Source organism: Flavobacterium hercynium (genome assembly GCF_002217285.1).
Classification (GTDB): domain Bacteria; phylum Bacteroidota; class Bacteroidia; order Flavobacteriales; family Flavobacteriaceae; genus Flavobacterium; species Flavobacterium hercynium.
On sequence record NZ_MUGW01000025.1, the window covers coordinates 97933 to 116106 of the forward strand.

Below are 18174 nucleotides of genomic sequence, written 5' to 3' on the forward strand. Positions count from 1 at the left end.
TTAATTAAATTATTACGCTTGAGGAGCTTCTAATAGTTGTGTTTCTTCCTCATCTTCATCGTCATCATCACCATCTTTTGCCGGACCACTAATTTTTTCCTGTAAAGTCTGGAAAATGATAAACAATACCGGAATAACAAATACTCCTAAAATAGTTCCGATAAGCATTCCACCTACAGCTCCTGTACCAATTGATTTATTACCAACCGCACCTGCACCTGTTGCAAACATCAAAGGAACAAGTCCTAAAATAAAGGCAAAAGAGGTCATTAAGATTGGTCGTAAACGTGATACAGCTCCTTCAAGTGCTGCCTGTACAATTGGCAATCCTTTACGTCGTCTTTCTAATGCAAATTCGACAATCAAAATACCGTTCTTCGCCAGCAATCCAATCAACATGATTAAGGAAATCTGCAAGTAAATATTACTATTCAGTTTAAAAATAATCGAGAATAAATATGCTCCTGCTAATCCAAACGGAATAGAGAATAATACCGCAAATGGTAAAATATAACTTTCGTACTGTGCACTTAACAAGAAGTATACAAATACAAGACACAGGATGAAAATGAAAGCTGTTTCACTTCCTGAAGCTAATTCTTCACGTGTTAATCCTGAAAATTCATATCCGTAACCTGCCGGAAGATTTTCTGCCGCTACTTCCTGAATGGCTTTAATAGCATCTCCTGAACTATAACCCGGATTTGGTGCTCCTGTAATCGCGATTGACGTAAATAAGTTAAATCTTGAAATAGATTCCGGTCCAAATACTCTTGTCATCGTTACGAACTCTGTTATTGGAGCCATTGTTCCTGAACTGTTTCGAACAAATATTTTGTTTAATCCTTCTTTATTGGTTCTAAACTCCGGAGAAGCCTGAATCATAACACGGTATTGTTTTCCAAATTTATTGAAATTCGAAGCATACAATCCTCCGTAATATCCTTGCATTGTTGATAATATCGAGTTGATTGAAACACCTGCATCTTTTGCTTTTGCCAAATTGATGTCCATCATATACTGAGGGAAACCTGGGTTAAAAGGTGTTGTAGCATATTGTATTTCAGGACGTTTTGAAAGTTTCTCTAAGAAATCGGTATTTACTTTAAAGAATTCAGAAGTCGTATGACCACCTTTATCCTGAAGCTGAAATTCGAATCCACCACTTTGTCCAAATCCCTGAATGGTTGGAGGCGAAATAAAGAAAATATTAGCTTCACGAATTCCGCTTGTTTTTGCAAAAAGCTGACCAATTACGTCATTAACACTTAAATCACGTTTGTCCCATGTTTCTAATTTTACAATAACCATACTGTAAGCACTACCTGCTCCAGCGGTAAAGTTTTGCCCCACAATACGCAATGTATTTTTAACACCCGGAATGGTTTTAGCAATACTGTCTACTTTTTTCGCTATAACATCTGATCGCTCCATAGAAGCTGATGGCGGTAAACTAATATTTGCAAAAACAGTTCCTTGATCCTCTGAAGGAACGAATGCTGATGGTGTAGTTTTCATCATATAATACAATGCACCACTGGCAATAAGAATAGATGCCAGAACAATCCATTTTTTAACAGAAAGAAAACTTACCGAACGTTTGTATCGATTGGTTACGTTATCAAACGCAACGTTAAACGAGGTATAAAATCGTTGCAGGTAACTTTTATGTTTATGATCATCTGCATGAGGTTTTAGTAACAATGCACACAAAGCCGGACTTAGCGTTAATGCATTTACGGCAGACAATAAAATCGCTACTGCTAATGTAATACCAAACTGCTTGTAGAAAACTCCTGTTGAACCTGTAATAAAGGTTACAGGAATAAATACCGCCGCCATTACTAAGGTAATCGAAATGATCGCTCCTGAAATTTCGTCCATGGCATCGATTGTCGCTTTTTTAGACGATTTATAACCGTCATCCAGTTTGGCATGGACTGCCTCTACAACAACAATCGCATCATCAACCACAATACCAATCGCCAGAACCATCGCAAAAAGCGTTAGTAAGTTGATGGTAAAACCAAATAAATTCAGAAAGAAAAACGTACCTACAATGGCAACCGGAACCGCTATCGCCGGAATTAATGTCGATCTGAAATCCTGAAGGAAAATAAATACTACGATAAAAACCAGGATAAAAGCTTCGATCAATGTATGAATTACTTTTTCGATAGAGGCATCTAAGTTTTCGTTAACATCAACAAGAACGGTATATTTTACTCCTTTTGGAAAACTTTTAGCCGCTTCTTCAATCAGTTTTTTAGAGTTGATAATTACGTCACGCGCATTCGATCCCGGTGTCTGGCTGATCGCCATAGCCGCAGATTCTACACCGTTTGTTTTAATCGTTGAAGCATAACTAAGCGATCCTAACTCTACTTTAGCAACGTCTTTTAAACGTAATACTTGTCCGTTACCAACTGATTTAATTACGATATCCTCAAATTCCTTAGCCGTGGTTAAACGTCCTTTGTATTTGATTACGTATTGAAATGCCTGATCTCCATTTTCACCAAATTTACCTGGTGCAGCTTCTATATTCTGCTCTGCCATGGCAGCCGAAATATCACTTGGAATCAGTTTGTATTGTTGCATGATGTCCGGTTTCAGCCAGATTCTCATCGAGTAATCTTTAGCACCAAAAACGGTTACATCTCCTACTCCAACAACACGCTGAATTTGAGGCACCAAGTTGATCTTAGCATAGTTTTGAAGGAAAGTCTGATCGTAGGCTTTATCATCACTGTATAAAGAGAAAATCAACAAGTTACTACTCTGACTTTTTGTTACGGTTACACCCGCCTGAGTTACTTCAACAGGTAATAAACTTGTAGCTCTGGAAACCCTGTTTTGCACGTTTACCGCAGCTAAGTCAGGATTTGTACCTACTTTAAAGAAAATTTTGATGGATGCATTTCCGTCATTAGTTGCTGTAGAAGTCATGTATGTCATGTTCTCTACACCATTAATTTGTTCTTCCAGCGGAATTACGATACTTTTAAGTACCACATCGGCATTGGCACCGGTATAACTCGCTGAAACGTTTACTGTTGGCGGAGCAATATCCGGATATTGCGATATTGGAAGCGCCGTAAGTCCCAGAACACCTAAAATAACGACAATAACAGATATTACCGTTGAAAGGACTGGTCTTTGTATGAATATTTTAAACATGTGTTTTTATTTTAAGTCTGCGTAAACAGTTTCTGCACTTTGATTATGAGCTTTGATCTGGCTTCCGTCTTTTAATGACGCAACACCTTCTAAAACAATTTGATCTCCGGCTTTTAATCCGCTTGATACTACGTAATAATTTCCGGCATTATTTTCCATGACAGTAATGTTTACATTTTTTGTTACACCGTCTTTTCCAACAGTAACTGCAAACATTTTATCCTGAAGTTCGAATGTTGCACTTTGTGGCACTAATATTCCATCTTTTACTTCTGTTGGAATACGAACCGTAGTACTGCTTCCACTTCTGATAATTCCTTTTGGATTTGGAAAACGAGCTCTGATGTTTACGGATCCTGTTTCGGTATTGATTAATCCGTTTACTGTTTCGATATGACCTTTTTCACCATAAGCAGAACCATCTGAAAGTAATAATGAAACGGCTGGCAATTGTTTGATTTTTTGTGCTAATGTACCTGAGCTTTGCGTAAAGTTTAAAAGTACTTTTTCGTTCATCGCAAAATACGCATATACATTTCCTATGCTCGAAACGGTAGTCATTGGTTCAGCATTGTTTGAACTTACTAAACTTCCTAAACGAAACGGAATAGAACCTACAACTCCGCTAACCGGACTTGTTACTGTAGTATATCCTAAATTTGTTTTAGCATTTACTAAACTTGCGTTAGCTTGCGCTAATGTTGCCATAGCAGATTCGTAATTGTATTCCGCAGATTCCAATTCGTATTTACTGATGATTTCTTTTTCAACAAGCGGTTTTACTTTGTTTACGGCTAATTTTGCGGAACTTACTGCTGCCTGTGCACTTTTAATGCTTGCTGTAGCAGTACGAACTTGCTGCTCATATTCAGGAGCATTAATTTTGAACAAAGGTTGTCCTGCTTTTACAACAGCACCTTCATCTACATATATTTTTTCAATATAGCCTTCTACTCTCGGACGGATTTCTATATTTTGCTGTCCCTGAATGCTTGCCGGATAATCTGTATTTAAGGTAGCCGATTGCGTTTCTAAGGTTATTGTTTTATATTCTTTAACTTGCGGAGCACCTCCAGCCTGAGCCGACTTATCATTTTTATTACCACATGAAGCGATAAAAACAGATACTGCGAGAATGCTTAAAAGAGATTGTTTATTCATTGGGCGTATTGTATATTATATTTTTTATGTTTTGCGCAAGCAAAAGAACTAAAAGAATACATACCAAAAACTTCTAATAGACGTAGCACGATAAAGAATCGACAAAGATAAGATGGCAGTCGATCAAAGCTAAAAGGACCAATTTGGCTTTTTGAGAAACAATTTCATCGGCTGTAATCCTGCTTTTAAGGATTCTGATTCGGGGTTTAGCGATTGGTTTTTCAGCGTATTTAAATAAAATGTAATATTGTCAAAAACTTTATTACTGTAATGTTAAAAAACTTCTTTAAACCGTATCTTTTTACCGGCTTGCATATACTTGTGTGGGTATTACTGGGATACATACTGTTATTTTACATACCGCTTACCTGGAATATTCTAATTCCAACATTCTTCTGGTTATGGCAATCTATTGTATTGTTTTTCATGATTGTTATCTTTTATTTTAATGCAAAAATAATTGTACCGAAAACCATCATTAAAGACAGAACAACAGCGTTTTTATTATGGGCATTTGGTATCGTTGTGGTGATGCAGTTTATTGCGTATTTCTATACTTCTCAAACTGATCTTCATAATAAAATTGCCGCCTTATTAGGTTTTAAAAAATACAGAAGCCGTTTTTTCGACAATTATGTTTTCACCATTACTTTACTGGTTTTAGGAATCAGCACGAGTTGGGCAATGTTACAGCATTGGCAAAGAGCTGCCCAGCACAAGCAAAAGATTGAACAGGACAAAACAATGGCAGAATTGTCGATGTTGCGAGCGCAAATTAATCCGCATTTTTTCTTCAATTCGCTGAATAGCATTTACTCTTTAACGTATTCTGATATAGAAGATTCCCGAAATGCGCTGCATACCTTAAGCAGAATGATGCGTTACTTATTATACAGTACTGAAGGCGAAAGAACGACTTTACTCAAAGAAGTAGATTTTTTAAAAGATTATATTGCTTTAATGCGATTACGTGCCAATAGTAAATTAACTATTACCACTGATATTCCTGAAAAACTACATGATTACCCCATAGTTCCAATGTTATTATTACCTTTAGTTGAAAATGCGTTTAAACATGGCGTGCATGCTACTGATAAAAGCGAAATAACCATTGTAATAAAACAACATGAAACCAATCTTGAACTCGAAGTAGAGAATACTTTTTTTGAAAAAAGTATCACCTCCAGCGAAGAAGGCGGAATAGGTTTAGCCAACACAAAACGCAGATTACAATTGGTGTATCCGCACAAACATGCAATGATTGCCGGTATTAATCAGGAAGGAAAATACAAAGTAAACCTGCAAATAACTTTAGAAAAATGACTTTAAAATGTATAGCAGTAGATGATGAACCATTGGCACTTAAGCTAGTGCAAAAGTTTATAGAGCAAACTCCTTTTCTGGAGCTGGTTCACAGTTGCGATAATGCTATTGAGGCGATGACTTTGATTAGAGAAAAACAACCCGATCTGGTTTTTCTGGATATCAACATGCCCAACTTATCAGGAATGGAACTGGCAAGACTTTTACAGCAACAGCCTCCACCTATACCTAAAATCATTTTTACAACGGCATACAATCATTATGCTATCGAAGGATACAAAGTAAATGCAATGGATTATCTTTTAAAACCTTTTAATTATGAAGAGTTTTTAAGAGCTTCCAATAAAGTATACGAGTTGTTTGAAGAATCTTCTAATCAGCCCACCGTTGTCGATGATGAGTTTATTTTTATTAAAGTAGAATATCAATGGGTTCGAGTGAGTTTAAAAGACATTCTTTACATCGAAGGTTTAAAGGATTATGTAAAAATACATCTGACTGCTCCTCAAAAATCGCTGCTTTCTCTGATATCGCTAAAAGCATTAGAAGAAAAACTATCTTCTTCAAAATTCATGAGAATTCATCGTTCTTATATTGTTTCGTTAGATAAAATAAGTGCGATCAGCAAAAACTCTATATTTATTGACAAGGCAGAAGTCACTGTTGGGGAACAATACAAAGAAACCTTCAAAGCGATAGTCGATAAATGGATTCGATAAAAAACAATACTAAAAATGGAAAAAAGAGCAAACAAATATAATCTAAAACTAAAGTCGGTTCAATATGCAAATGGTGATACCGAACCTGTTCAGGAACTTGAAATCGAATTTGATAATCATGATGAAATATTCAGTATTATTGAAAGAATAAAAGATAAAAATATATTCGAAAATCCGGAAGAAGCAACACAATTTGCTCTTGGCTTAAAATTATTTAGTGAGGTAAAATTAAAGCACCGCAAAAATCCTTTATTCGATGAACTAAACGAAGTTTTCCCTGTTTTTATGAAGAAACTTAAAAGCATGTAAATTATTTTTTCAACAGAAAAAAATATAGGAATTCAAAACATAAAAAGGGCTTACTCACGTAAGCCCTTTTTGATAATCAATATTTTATTAAAAATTAGAATTTATAAGTAATACCTAATCTAACATTTCTAGGTTGTTCTGATTGCCAGTAATAAGCTGTAACATTTGTAGAAGAATAATACGAACCACTGTAAAGATATTCGTTTAGAATATTGAATACATTGGCTGTAAATTTCATTTTTCCGATTTCATAAGACAATCCTCCATCTAATTTAAAGTAAGTAGGAAGTCTTTCTAATCCAGGGCTCCAGGTATCTGTTTCGCGTCCCGCTAAAAATGTTCCTCCAATAGAAGCACCTAATCCTTTTAGTTTTCCGTTTGTCAAATTGTAATTTAACCAGGCATTGGCAACATGCTTAGAATATCCCGGTACAATATCTCCTTTTTCAATTCCTGTTGCTAATGAAACTGCAGGATTAACTTCTGTTACAACAGATTCTGTAAAGGCATAATTAGCAATTAAATTAAGTCCATCCACAATTTTACCTCTTACGTCAAATTCGAAACCACGCGCTCTTTTTTCACCCAATGTAATCATATATTGTTGTGCATTTGGAATATTAGAAGGATCTGAAGTAAGCTCGTTTTTCTTTAAAATGCTGTAAGCTGCAACGGTAGTACTCCATGAACCGTCAAACCAGTCTTTTTTGATTCCGAATTCAACATTGTTACCTGTAAGCGGTTTTACATCTGCACCCGATTTAATAACGCCTCCTTGTGGGGTAAATGCCTGATCGTATAAACCGTAAATAGCCGTATTATCGGTAATGGAGTAACTTGCTCCTATACGAGGTGTAATATGACTATCAGAAATTGCAGGATCGCCCCAACTTGACTGACTTATCCAAGTGTATCTTGCTGCAAGCGTAAGTCTGAATTTGTTTTCAAAAAAACCAAGTTCATCCTGAATATATCCTGCTGCATATTTACTGTTCATGATTCCGCCTGCAATCGCAGCCCTGTCTTTTAGTAGTGTTTCTCTATCAAAACTTGGCATTCCGTTTACTGGAGGACCATAATTAGGTGCTGTAACATTAAACGGATTATCAAAAGTATCGAGATTATGCGACTGAAGCCAATCTGCTAAATAATCCTTACTTCCCATGTCGATTCCACCCAAAGTTTTATGAGTTACTGCTCCTGTATTGAATTTTCCATTTACAAAAATCTGCCCTAAGAACATATTGCTTTCTGCATCCCAGATCGCTACATTTCGTATGATCTCACCCACACCAAGAGTTCCCTCAGGTGTTCCATCGTAATTTAAGTCAATATCTGCTGGTCCAACTCCTGCTGGCCAAGAACTATATCCTTTCTGAATGTATTTAAAATAAGAAGTTTGCGCTGTAAGTTTCCAATTGTCATCAAATTTATGCTCGAATTGAAAGTAACCACTATGATCGTTTATTTTAGTATCAGGAACTCCCGGCTGTGTCATTGTAAAATCTACAGGAAGCGATGCATAACCGCCGCCATTAGCACCAAAAACATAGTAAGAACCAATTTCGCTCATATTCGCATGTTGGTAATTGTACTCTAATGTAATTTTGGTTTTATCATCAAACTGATAAGAAAGTACCGGAGCAATTACGTAACGATCATTGTGCTCAAACGGTCTGTGTGATCCTTTTTTCTGGAAAGCTCCGTTGAATCGGTATAAAAGTTTACCGCTTTTGTCTAACTTTCCATCCAAATCAACACTGGCTCTGTAAAAGTCATAACTTCCAGCCATTACACTAACTTCTGCTTTTGTAATTCCGGTTGGCTTTTTAGTAACCACATTGTAAAGTCCGCTTGGATCACCGCTCGACAGCATAAATCCTGCAGGACCTTTTACAAATTCAATATGATCTACAAAACTCATGTCCTCTGTAAGCGGACCCCAAAAAGAGGATACTACATTAAAACCATTACGGAAAGCCTGAACCTGAGAACCACGCATCGTAATATTGGTATATAAATCACCCCAATGTTCGATACGTACCGCTCCACTCACATTACGAATTACACCATCGCTCATACTTGTTATCTGCTGATCTTTTAGCGTCTGACCGCTAATGATCTGAACGTTCTGTGGAATTTCAAGTACCGGAGTATTCAAACGTAACGACAATGAAGGTTTGTCTTGCTTGTATTTGTTTTTTGTAATTACCACTTCATCAAGATCTTCCTGACTTTGAGAAAGTGTAACGTTTTTTGTAGTGGTTTGTCCGGCTATCACCACTATATTATCTTCTACTGCTCTAACACCAACAGCCTTAATACTAATCGTGTAGCTTGCCGGTTTAACATTTTTTATCTCGTATAATCCTTTCGAATTAGTTAGAGCACTATATTTTGTTCCCTGAAGCGTTACTGCAATATTTTCTGCAGGTGTATTGCCACTCAAAGAAATCTTTCCAACTATTTTTCCTGTCTCCTGCCCGATCATCTGTAAGGAGCTTAGAAACAAAAAGCTAAATAGTATTCTTTTAATAGTTATTATATTCATCTTGGTTTAAGTTAAAATTCCCTACAAAAGTAAACTCAAATACTATTCAAACCAAATTATTTTTAATCAATCTAAATAAAAACAATTCTAATCGTAGAAATTGAAAGATTGAAAGATTGAAAGATTGAAAGATTGAAAGATTGAAAGATTGAAAGATTGAAAGATTAAATACGATTAAACAAATTAACGATTCACCGAATAAGCGATCCAAAAATCTAAAGTCTAAAAATCCAACAATCCAACAATCTAATAATCTAACAAATCTGTTTATAAACATTAAATCTTTATATTTGCAACCCAGTTGCGTTATAATTGTGCCAAATAAAAGCATTTTATATCGTAACTCTTTCAAAAACAAGAATGAAGAAAAAGTTTATTATAATAAATCTTTTGTTGTCTTTAACGGTATTGTTGTCAATGCTGTTTCAGACTATTCATTCCTACGAGCATATTTTCCAGCAGATTACAGAAAAAACTTGTGAACATAAATATACAGGCAATCAAAAAGAAATTACGCACAGTCACAGTGTAGACAATAATAACTGTCCTATTTGTCATTTTACGTTTAGCACGTTTATTTCAAATTCTTTTTACGCTGTAACATTCCACAAAGCAACTGTTGTAACTGCAACCACTTTCTTTTATGCAAAAACTTCTTCAACTTTTTTTAAAGGAAGTCTTTTTGCGCTAAGAGCACCTCCTTTATTATAAGTCGAAAGTTTTAAAGTCAAAAGTCGAAAGTTTTTAAAGTCCTAAAGTATGTCCTGATAATTTTTGGGGTAACCGCTTTATGTATAACTATCCCTGTTAAAGACCTAAAATCTAATAAGACAAGCATCTTGGTTAAAATCCAACGATCTAAAAATCCAACAATCTTGCGATCTAAAGATCTAACAATCTTACGATCTAAAAATCTAAAAAACCAACAATCTAAAAAAATCTAAAATAAAATGCTCGTAGCACAAAATCTAACTAAAAAATACGGCGATCATGTCGCTTTGAACAATCTGAATCTAATTATTAAAGAGGGCGAAATTTTTGCGCTTTTGGGTCAGAATGGTGCGGGGAAAACTACCACTATCAATTTGTTTTTAGGTTTTATACAACCTACAGAAGGAGAACTTACAATCAACAATATATCCGTAACCGCAAATGCTCAGGAAACTAAAAAACATGTTGCCTACATTCCGGAAACTGTCATGCTTTATCCTAACCTTACCGGTTTAGAAAACTTAAAATTCTTTTCTTCACTGGCTGGTTTTAAATATTCTACAGGAGAACTTACTTATTTTTTAACTAAAGCAGGTTTGCAAATCACAGCTCACGATCAAAATCTTGGAGGTTACTCAAAAGGAATGCGTCAAAAAGTGGGAATTGCAATTGCTATTGCCAAAAAAGCAAAAGTATTGTTGCTGGACGAGCCAACAAGTGGTCTTGATCCTAAGGCATCAAATGAGTTTTCTCAAATCCTGAAAGAACTTTCTGCAGACGGAACTGCAATTTTGATGGCTACGCACGATATCTTCAGAGCGAGAGAAGTCGCATCTCATATTGGGATTATGAAACAGGGTAATCTTGTTACCATTATCGATGCAGAGGAAATCTCGGCAAATGAACTGGAAGATTTGTATTTACAAACGGTATAAAGGAAATACATTTTCCATCTTAAAAAAATGAAACATTTATTCTCCTTTTTACTATTAATGGGCGGTACGCACTATATACAATCACAAGTTGCGGCAACCAAAACAGATAGTATTCCGAAAGATTCTACGTCCATACAAGCGAAACGTAATGAACTACAAACTGTTGAAATCGTTGGACGTTCCAGTAAAAAATACCAGAGCGATTATTCTTTTGCTGCCACAAAAACAGCAACGTTAAACAAAGATATTCCGCAATCTATTTCGACTGTTACCAAAGAATTAATTGCTGACAAAGGCGCTTTTTATCTTGCCGATGCTGTAAAAATGGCAAGCGGTGTTATTCCGGCGAGTTACTACAATCAATATACGATTCGTGGGATAAGTCAGAATGAAGAAGGTCAGATTATAAACGGAATGCGCACGAGGCAGTATTATTTTTTACAGCCTATAACGACTAATATCGAACGTGTAGAGGTTATCAAAGGACCTTCGAGTGCCACTTTTTCTTCTGTTGATCCCGGTGGAAGTATTAATCTTGTTACTAAAAAACCTTTAGCTTTTGACCATAAGGAAATAACCCTAAACGTTGGGAGTTTTAGTACGATGCGCGCTGCTTTGGATTTTACAGGACCATTAAACCAGTCCAAAACACTTCTATATCGTATTAACGGAGCGTATCAGGATGCCAAATCGTTTCGTGATTTAGTGCGCAACAAATCGTTTTTGATTTCGCCTTCATTCAGTTATATTCCAAATGAAAAGACTGCAATTAATACTGAGTTGATTATAAGCGATATGACCGGAATTCTGGATCGTGGACAACCTATTTTTGGTGCTGTTGCCGGAGTTACGAATTTAAAGCAAACACCAATTAGCTTAAATCTGGGTGCGCCAAGCGATTTCTTTAAATCAAAAGAAATGATTCTGACTACGAATTTTGCGCATAAGTTTAATTCGAAAATTGGGTTCAATGCTACGTATATGAAGCAAACCTGGACAGAAGATCTTCAGGAGCACAGAACGACAAATGCCTTTGCTGTCGATATGAACAATCAGCCTGTAACGAGCCTTGCTATGATGCAGGTCGTACAGCGTCAGCAATATTGGGACATTGACAACCTAAGTGCATATTTCAATTTTGATTTAAAAACAGGTCCGTTACGTCATAAGTTATTAACGGGATATGACTTAAGCAGCTGGAACAAAACCAAAGGCGGTGGACAAAATGCTGCAAGAGGTTATCTTTTAAATGACGGAAGCGTAGCTTCATCATTTGTTCCTGCCAATGCTGCCAATTATCAAACCGTAACTGTTGATGGTGTTGTGTTACCCAAACCAAATGTATCTTATTTCAATTTAAATAATCCAACGTATACGATCACAAGTATAAATGATTACACGCTGAATGTTAGAACGGCGTTACCTGTAGCCTTGACGACTACAAATGCAATTTACGTTCAGGATCAGATTCAGTGGGAAAAATTTACTTTTTTATTGGGCTTACGAAACGAATGGTTTAAGGACATTACTAATTACGAATCGAACAATGAACTTACGGTTAAAAAATCGGCTTTGTTGCCTCGTATTGGTATAACGTATGCTGTTAACGATCAAATCAATGTTTACACAACGTATTTAGAAGGGTATCAGCCACAGTCGAACACGGTAACATTAATGCCTCAGACAGGAAGTTTACCAGCCGGAAGCTTATTTGAACCTTTAGAAAGCGATTTAAAAGAAGTTGGTTTTAAAGGAACTTTTTTCAATAATTCGGTAAGTTTTAATGCAGCTGTTTACGAAATAAATCAACGTAACATTTTAATGAATGCCAACGATCCAGTCAATCCGGATTTACTAGTAACCAGAGGAGCAGAAAGAAGCCGTGGTTTTGAATGCGATATAGCGGGTTATATTACCGCTGACTGGCAAATAAATGCATCCTACAGTTATATCGATGCTGAGATTACCAATGATCGTAATATCTCACTAATTGGTGCCAGAAAACAAAACACACCAAAAAACAGCGCCAATTTATGGACGCGTTATAATTTTAATGCCGACTCTGGCTTAAAAGATTTAGGAGTTGGTGTGGGAATGCAATATCAAAGCAGTAAAGTGCCTTGGTTCACAAGAGATTTTACACTTCCTGATTTTACCACTTTTGATGCAGCTGTCTATTACAAGCCTAACAAAAGCAATATGCAAATTGCCCTTAATGCGGGTAATTTATTCAATAAAACCTACTGGTTAGGCGCTCAAAACTATTTGCGTTTATTTCCTGGTGCTCCAAGAAATTTTAGCCTAACTGTAACTTATAAATTTTAATCTGTATCATGTCATTACACGTAGAAATTTTAATAGCCAAACATTTTAAAAAATCAGTATTCAAAAATAAGGCGGTGTTTATTATCACCTTATTTATTGGTCTTTTATTATTATATGCCGCTTTTTCCGGTTGGGAAAATTACACCAATCAAAATGAAACCAGCGAAAAATACCAGCACGAATCAAGAGAAGACTGGTTGAAAAATCCGGATAAAAATCCACACAGAATGGCACATTACGGAAACTTCGCGTTCCGAAAAAGTACGCCTTTAAGTGTGTTTGAATTTGGAATGGAACCCTTTTTTGGAAATGCCATTTTCCTTGAAGCTCACAAACAAAATACAGCCAATTTTTCTGAAGCAGGATTTTCGAACAGTATGCTTCGCTTTGGAGAAGTCAGTATTGCAATGGTTTTACAAATTTTATTGCCTTTGCTAATCTTTTTCCTTGGATTTAATGCCATTGCAACAGAAAGAGAAAACGGAACGCTAAAACTACTTTTAAGCCAAGGCATTAGCTGGAAACAATTGCTACTTGGTAAAACGTTGGGTATTGCAGCAGTAATTTTATTGCTTTTTATTCCGACCATCATCATTTTGGTAGTGCTTTGGCTGGTGCTTCAAAATTTTTCAATTTCAGCAGATGAAACCATCAAAATGGGGTTGTTTATTTTGTTCCATTTTATTTATTTGATGTTCTTTTGTTTCATTGCTGTCTTAATTTCAGCTGCGAGCAAAACATCAAAAAATGCATTGATTTCTCTTATCGGAATTTGGCTTTTGTTTACGATTATCCTTCCAAGAACTACACAGGCAATTGGAGCGTATTTGTATGAAGCGCCATCGAAAATTCAGTTTCAAAGTGATATTGAAAAAGACATTTTGAAACAAGGAGACAGCCACAATCCTAATGATCCGCATTACAAAGCGATTAAAGATTCGTTGTTACTGGTTTACAAAGTCGATTCGGTACAAAAATTACCTTTTAATTACTCTGGTTTTATTATGACCGAAGGAGAAAAAATTAGTGCTAACATTTACAACAAACATTTAGAAACCTTACTTAAAGTTTACGAACAGCAAAATAGTTTTTCTAAAGCAGTTTCGTTTTTCAATCCGTACATCGCGATGAAAAACCTGTCAATGGGATTATCGAACACGGATTATGATTCGTACATCGATTTTCAGAAACAGGCAGAAACATATCGTTACGATATGGCGCAAAAAATGAATGCGTTACAGATTAAATACATCAGCAATAAAAAGCCGGGACCTAATGATAAACCTTTGACAATTGACAAAGAACATTGGGCTGAAGTAGACGAATTTCAATATCAGCCAAAAGGAATCGTTGCTGTTTTAAAAAGCGAAATGATTTCGATCATCTCTATTATTCTCTGGATTAGTTTCTTATTCGTTCTTATTCGAATAGCGGCTAAAAACCTTAAAGCCATTTAATATGTTAGCATTATTATTTAAAAATTTCATACGCTCCAAGGGTACAAAAGTGGGATTAATTTTCCTGCTTATCATTGGATTCATAAGTCTTTTAATCGGACAGCAATTTCAGCAAAAACAGCAAAACAATATTGTTGAAGCAGCAACGTATCAAAAGGAACATATTGCCCGAAATGCCAGTTATCATAAAGATGATTTGGGACTTCTGCTCTACTACATCAAGTTTTCATTGGTGAATAAAACCCTTCCTATAAACAGTTTAGCGATTGGTCAGCGTGATGTTAATCCATCTATTCAAAATGTTACCATTCGTGGTCTTGAAGGACAGAAATACGATGCAGAACTCAATAACCCGAATAACCTTTTATCCGGAAATATCGATTTTAGTTTTGTATTGATTTATCTTTTTCCGTTACTGATTGTTGCTTTTTCTTATAATCTGGTTTCTGAAGAAAAAGAAAGTGGTACGTGGAAAATTGTAGCGACGCAAAGCGAAAATACTTTTGTCTACATTCTAAAGTTATTTTACATCAGAATTTTAAGTTTAATTGTATTACTGACGGTTGTACTTCTGGTAGCGGTATTATTTTTGGCTATTCCATTTGATACAGCGCTTTTGACGTTTTATCTGCTTGGTGTTTTGTACATTCTATTTTGGTTTGCGGTTTCCTTTTTTATTGTTTCGCTTCAAAAAAACTCGAATTTTAATGCGGTTATTTTGCTCACGATTTGGCTGTTTCTAATTATTATTGTTCCAGCAACGATTAATACGTATGTGGTAAACAAATATCCGGTTCCGGAAGCGTTAGAACTTACTGTAAAGCAAAGAAATGCTTACCATGAAAAATGGGATATGGAAAAGAAGATTACGATGGATAAATTCTACAATCATTATCCGCAATTCAAAACCTATCTTTTACCAGATAAAGAATTCAGCTGGCTTTGGTATTATGCCATGCAACAGGCGGGCGATGATGATTCTGCAAAAGAGTCTCAGGAATTAGAGACCAAACTTCAGCAGCGTAATACAGCAAGTCAGTTTATAGCGCAGTTTATCCCGACTTTGCACACGCAGATTCAACTGAATGAAATTGCAAAAGCTGATTTAGGAAATCAACTCTTATTTTTAAAAGAAACAAAACAGTTTCATGAAAATTTAAGACTGTACTTTTACCCTAAAATATTTGATAACAAAGCGGTTAATGAGGAAAACTGGTCAAAGTTTAAAGTGGAAACTTTTACTGATCCTTCAGAAACCAATCTGGTAAAAACCTTATTACCTCTGATTTTCTTCAATTTATTGTTACTTGCCTTAGGCTGGATCAATTTTAAAAACAATAAATTACAGACTTTCTAAAAAAATAATACACCATAAAAGTGTTCGTTGTTTTACCTCCTTTTTAGGTTGAATCCAGATCACTTTTATGGTGTTTTTTTATGCCTTTTTTTTCGGCATAATTAATTTCTACACTTTATTCTGAATAATTTTTTTTCAAACTATCTTTATTTAAATTTTATTTAGAATTAGTATAAATAATATTCTATATTTGCCGCGTTTCCAACAATTCTAAGTAATTTATTGAAATTACTTATATTGCCTTTTCAAAGCGATCCAATTATAATGAATAGTAATACCAGTTCCGAATTACAAATTTTTGAATCTTTCAAAGAAGGAAACGAAACTGCGTTTACTTATTTCTACGACAAATACTTTCGCCGAATTCAGGCTTTTAGCATTCAGTTTGTTTATGATAAAGAAGAAGCTGAAAACCTCGCTCAGGAAGCTTTTCTGCATTTATGGCAAAACAGAGAAACGGTTGAATCTATCAACGGTATTCAGTCCTTTTTATATACCTATGCCAAATCAAGATGTTTGAATTTTATTCGACACAATAAAGTCAAAGACCGATTCAAAAACGATGTGCTCAACCATAAAGAACGTGAACTTGATATCGAAATCTTAAATTCGGTTCAGTTTGATACTTTAGAATTAACAGAATTAGAACGCATCATAAACGATTCTATAAACGATCTTCCACCAAAAACAAGAGAAGTTTTTATTAAAAAACGCTTTGAGAATAAAAAAAATGCAGAAATAGCCGAAGAAATGCAAGTAACCTTAAAAGCTGTTGAAGCCCATATGACCAAGGCTTTAAAGATTTTAAAGACCAAATTATCCGACTATTTGTTTTTAATTTTTATTCTTATTTGTAATAATTAAAAATAAAAGGTAGGGTTTTTTATTTCTGAAGTGTACTTACTAAAACCATAAGTCCAAAAACTTAAATATGATATCAGAAATAATTGCTAAATACCTTTCTAACGAAGCCTCAGAACAAGAAGTTGCACAACTTTTTGACTGGATCGATGCTTCTGAAGAAAATAAAAAACATTTCATTACTTTAAAAAAGGCCTGGGCAATAAGTGCTTTTACTGATACCATTTCAATAAATGATGCTCCTGTAGTACAACTAAAACAAAAAACTAAAGTTTGGCATTATTTTAAATATGCGGCTGTATTTTTAGTGTTATTTGGATTAGGAAAATTAGCTTTTGATTTTAGTACTAAAAACAATTCCTCTAAAGAAATTATTCTGGAGCTTGCCAACGGAAACTCTGAATTAATCGCAAAAAACAGTCCAGCTCAAATTATAAATAACAAGGGCGAATTGATTGCAAAAAAATTCCCTAATCAAATTATCTATTTTGGAAAAGTTCAAGATGAAGAAGTTTTGTATAACACACTTAAAGTGCCGTACGGAAAAAGATTCAAACTTACTCTTTCAGACGGAACGATTGTAAGTCTTAATTCAGGAACTACATTTCGCTATCCGGAACAATTTGGTATCAACGGAAAAAGAAATGTGTACCTAACCGGAGAAGCTTTTTTTGAAGTTGCCAAAGACAAAGCGCATCCCTTTGTAGTAAACGCAAATCAGGTTGATATTGAAGTTTTGGGAACTAAATTTAACGTAAGCGCTTATCCTGAAAACCCTACCGTAAATAGTACTTTGGTCGAAGGAAGCATTCAAATGAGCGAAGTCGAAAACAAACAAAATACTGTTTTGCTTCAACCTAATCAAATGGCGACCTGGCAAACCAATTCAAAAAAAATAACAACCAAAGAAGTTGATCCTGTCTTTTATGCTGCATGGACAAAAGGAGAACTTGCTTTTAAAGATACCCCATTTTCAACTATTGCTAAAATGATTCAGCGTACCTACGACGTTGAAATAGTAAACGAAAATTCTAATTTGGCCAAACAGAATTTTACGGGAACTATTAAAATTAGCGAAGCGAGCGTAGAAAATATTTTAGAACTTCTAAAACGTGATACGCCATTTAATTACACGATTAAACAAAAAACCATCACCATTTCCAATCTTCCAAACTAAATAAAACATGACTTTTACTGTACCCCTATTAAGGAAAATTTTATTTTTCTTAGCTCTACTCATATCCAGTTTTAAAGGTTTTTCTCAAAATAAAACGATTACTTTAAA

General features: G+C 35.2%; 13 protein-coding genes. 10 read left to right on the top strand and 3 right to left on the bottom strand.

The genetic code is table 11. From position 1 onward, the window contains the following. Window positions 1-12: 12 nt before the first annotated feature. Window positions 13-3180, bottom strand: a complete 3168-nt coding sequence (locus B0A66_RS12685) for an efflux RND transporter permease subunit (RefSeq protein WP_089050212.1) — start codon at window positions 3178-3180, stop codon at window positions 13-15. Window positions 3181-3186: 6 nt separating this feature from the next. Further along, window positions 3187-4341, bottom strand: a complete 1155-nt coding sequence (locus B0A66_RS12690) for an efflux RND transporter periplasmic adaptor subunit (RefSeq protein ID WP_089050213.1) — start codon at window positions 4339-4341, stop codon at window positions 3187-3189. A gap of 270 nt (window positions 4342-4611) precedes the next feature. Here B0A66_RS12690 and B0A66_RS12695 point away from each other — a divergent pair, with 270 nt between their 5' ends. Genes B0A66_RS12695 through B0A66_RS12705 form a run of 3 tightly spaced genes read left to right on the top strand, consistent with a single transcriptional unit; the run spans window position 4612 to window position 6692 of the window. Beyond that, window positions 4612-5664: a sensor histidine kinase gene (locus tag B0A66_RS12695; RefSeq protein WP_089050214.1), complete on the top strand. Its 1053-nt coding sequence runs from the start codon at window positions 4612-4614 to the stop codon at window positions 5662-5664. Beyond that, window positions 5661-6383: a LytR/AlgR family response regulator transcription factor gene (locus tag B0A66_RS12700; RefSeq protein ID WP_089050215.1), complete on the top strand. Its 723-nt coding sequence runs from the start codon at window positions 5661-5663 to the stop codon at window positions 6381-6383. The genes B0A66_RS12695 and B0A66_RS12700 overlap by 4 nt, the downstream gene beginning before the upstream one ends. A 15-nt stretch (window positions 6384-6398) precedes the next feature. Then, window positions 6399-6692 (top strand): DUF3861 domain-containing protein, encoded by a 294-nt coding sequence (locus B0A66_RS12705; RefSeq protein ID WP_089050216.1) that lies wholly within the window; start codon window positions 6399-6401, stop codon window positions 6690-6692. Between the two features lie 94 nt (window positions 6693-6786). Here the strand turns inward: B0A66_RS12705 and B0A66_RS12710 are convergent, their stop codons facing one another. Further along, window positions 6787-9243, bottom strand: coding sequence for a TonB-dependent siderophore receptor (locus B0A66_RS12710; protein ID WP_089050217.1), 2457 nt, complete (start codon window positions 9241-9243; stop codon window positions 6787-6789). Between the two features lie 360 nt (window positions 9244-9603). Here B0A66_RS12710 and B0A66_RS12720 point away from each other — a divergent pair, with 360 nt between their 5' ends. The 7 genes from B0A66_RS12720 to B0A66_RS12750 all read left to right on the top strand — a co-directional run bounded on the left by B0A66_RS12720 (window position 9604) and on the right by B0A66_RS12750 (window position 18066). After that, window positions 9604-9954 carry a hypothetical protein gene (locus tag B0A66_RS12720; RefSeq protein WP_089050219.1) on the top strand — a complete coding sequence of 117 codons (351 nt, stop codon included), beginning with the start codon at window positions 9604-9606 and terminating at the stop codon, window positions 9952-9954. Window positions 9955-10193: 239 nt separating this feature from the next. Further along, on the top strand, window positions 10194-10889 hold the full coding sequence (locus tag B0A66_RS12725) for an ABC transporter ATP-binding protein (RefSeq protein ID WP_089050220.1): 696 nt from the start codon (window positions 10194-10196) through the stop codon (window positions 10887-10889). A 27-nt stretch (window positions 10890-10916) separates the two neighbouring features. Beyond that, window positions 10917-13214, top strand: coding sequence for a TonB-dependent siderophore receptor (locus B0A66_RS12730; RefSeq protein ID WP_089050221.1), 2298 nt, complete (start codon window positions 10917-10919; stop codon window positions 13212-13214). Between the two features lie 8 nt (window positions 13215-13222). Continuing rightward, complete coding sequence (locus tag B0A66_RS12735) at window positions 13223-14671, top strand: ABC transporter permease (RefSeq protein ID WP_089050222.1); 1449 nt, start codon at window positions 13223-13225, stop codon at window positions 14669-14671. A gap of 1 nt (window position 14672) precedes the next feature. Further along, window positions 14673-16028 carry a DUF3526 domain-containing protein gene (locus tag B0A66_RS12740; protein WP_089050223.1) on the top strand — a complete coding sequence of 452 codons (1356 nt, stop codon included), beginning with the start codon at window positions 14673-14675 and terminating at the stop codon, window positions 16026-16028. A 264-nt stretch (window positions 16029-16292) separates the two neighbouring features. Then, window positions 16293-16892: an RNA polymerase sigma-70 factor gene (locus B0A66_RS12745; protein ID WP_089050224.1), complete on the top strand. Its 600-nt coding sequence runs from the start codon at window positions 16293-16295 to the stop codon at window positions 16890-16892. A gap of 67 nt (window positions 16893-16959) precedes the next feature. Then, window positions 16960-18066: a FecR family protein gene (locus tag B0A66_RS12750; RefSeq protein WP_089050225.1), complete on the top strand. Its 1107-nt coding sequence runs from the start codon at window positions 16960-16962 to the stop codon at window positions 18064-18066. Window positions 18067-18174: the final 108 nt, after the last annotated feature.

Coding starts and splice junctions, on each gene's coding strand:
- B0A66_RS12685 (WP_089050212.1), bottom strand. CDS start 3,180: ATGTTTAAAATATTCATACAAAGACCAGTCCTTTCAACGGTAATATCT.
- B0A66_RS12690 (WP_089050213.1), bottom strand. CDS start 4,341: ATGAATAAACAATCTCTTTTAAGCATTCTCGCAGTATCTGTTTTTATC.
- B0A66_RS12695 (WP_089050214.1), top strand. CDS start 4,612: ATGTTAAAAAACTTCTTTAAACCGTATCTTTTTACCGGCTTGCATATA.
- B0A66_RS12700 (WP_089050215.1), top strand. CDS start 5,661: ATGACTTTAAAATGTATAGCAGTAGATGATGAACCATTGGCACTTAAG.
- B0A66_RS12705 (WP_089050216.1), top strand. CDS start 6,399: ATGGAAAAAAGAGCAAACAAATATAATCTAAAACTAAAGTCGGTTCAA.
- B0A66_RS12710 (WP_089050217.1), bottom strand. CDS start 9,243: ATGAATATAATAACTATTAAAAGAATACTATTTAGCTTTTTGTTTCTA.
- B0A66_RS12720 (WP_089050219.1), top strand. CDS start 9,604: ATGAAGAAAAAGTTTATTATAATAAATCTTTTGTTGTCTTTAACGGTA.
- B0A66_RS12725 (WP_089050220.1), top strand. CDS start 10,194: ATGCTCGTAGCACAAAATCTAACTAAAAAATACGGCGATCATGTCGCT.
- B0A66_RS12730 (WP_089050221.1), top strand. CDS start 10,917: ATGAAACATTTATTCTCCTTTTTACTATTAATGGGCGGTACGCACTAT.
- B0A66_RS12735 (WP_089050222.1), top strand. CDS start 13,223: ATGTCATTACACGTAGAAATTTTAATAGCCAAACATTTTAAAAAATCA.
- B0A66_RS12740 (WP_089050223.1), top strand. CDS start 14,673: ATGTTAGCATTATTATTTAAAAATTTCATACGCTCCAAGGGTACAAAA.
- B0A66_RS12745 (WP_089050224.1), top strand. CDS start 16,293: ATGAATAGTAATACCAGTTCCGAATTACAAATTTTTGAATCTTTCAAA.
- B0A66_RS12750 (WP_089050225.1), top strand. CDS start 16,960: ATGATATCAGAAATAATTGCTAAATACCTTTCTAACGAAGCCTCAGAA.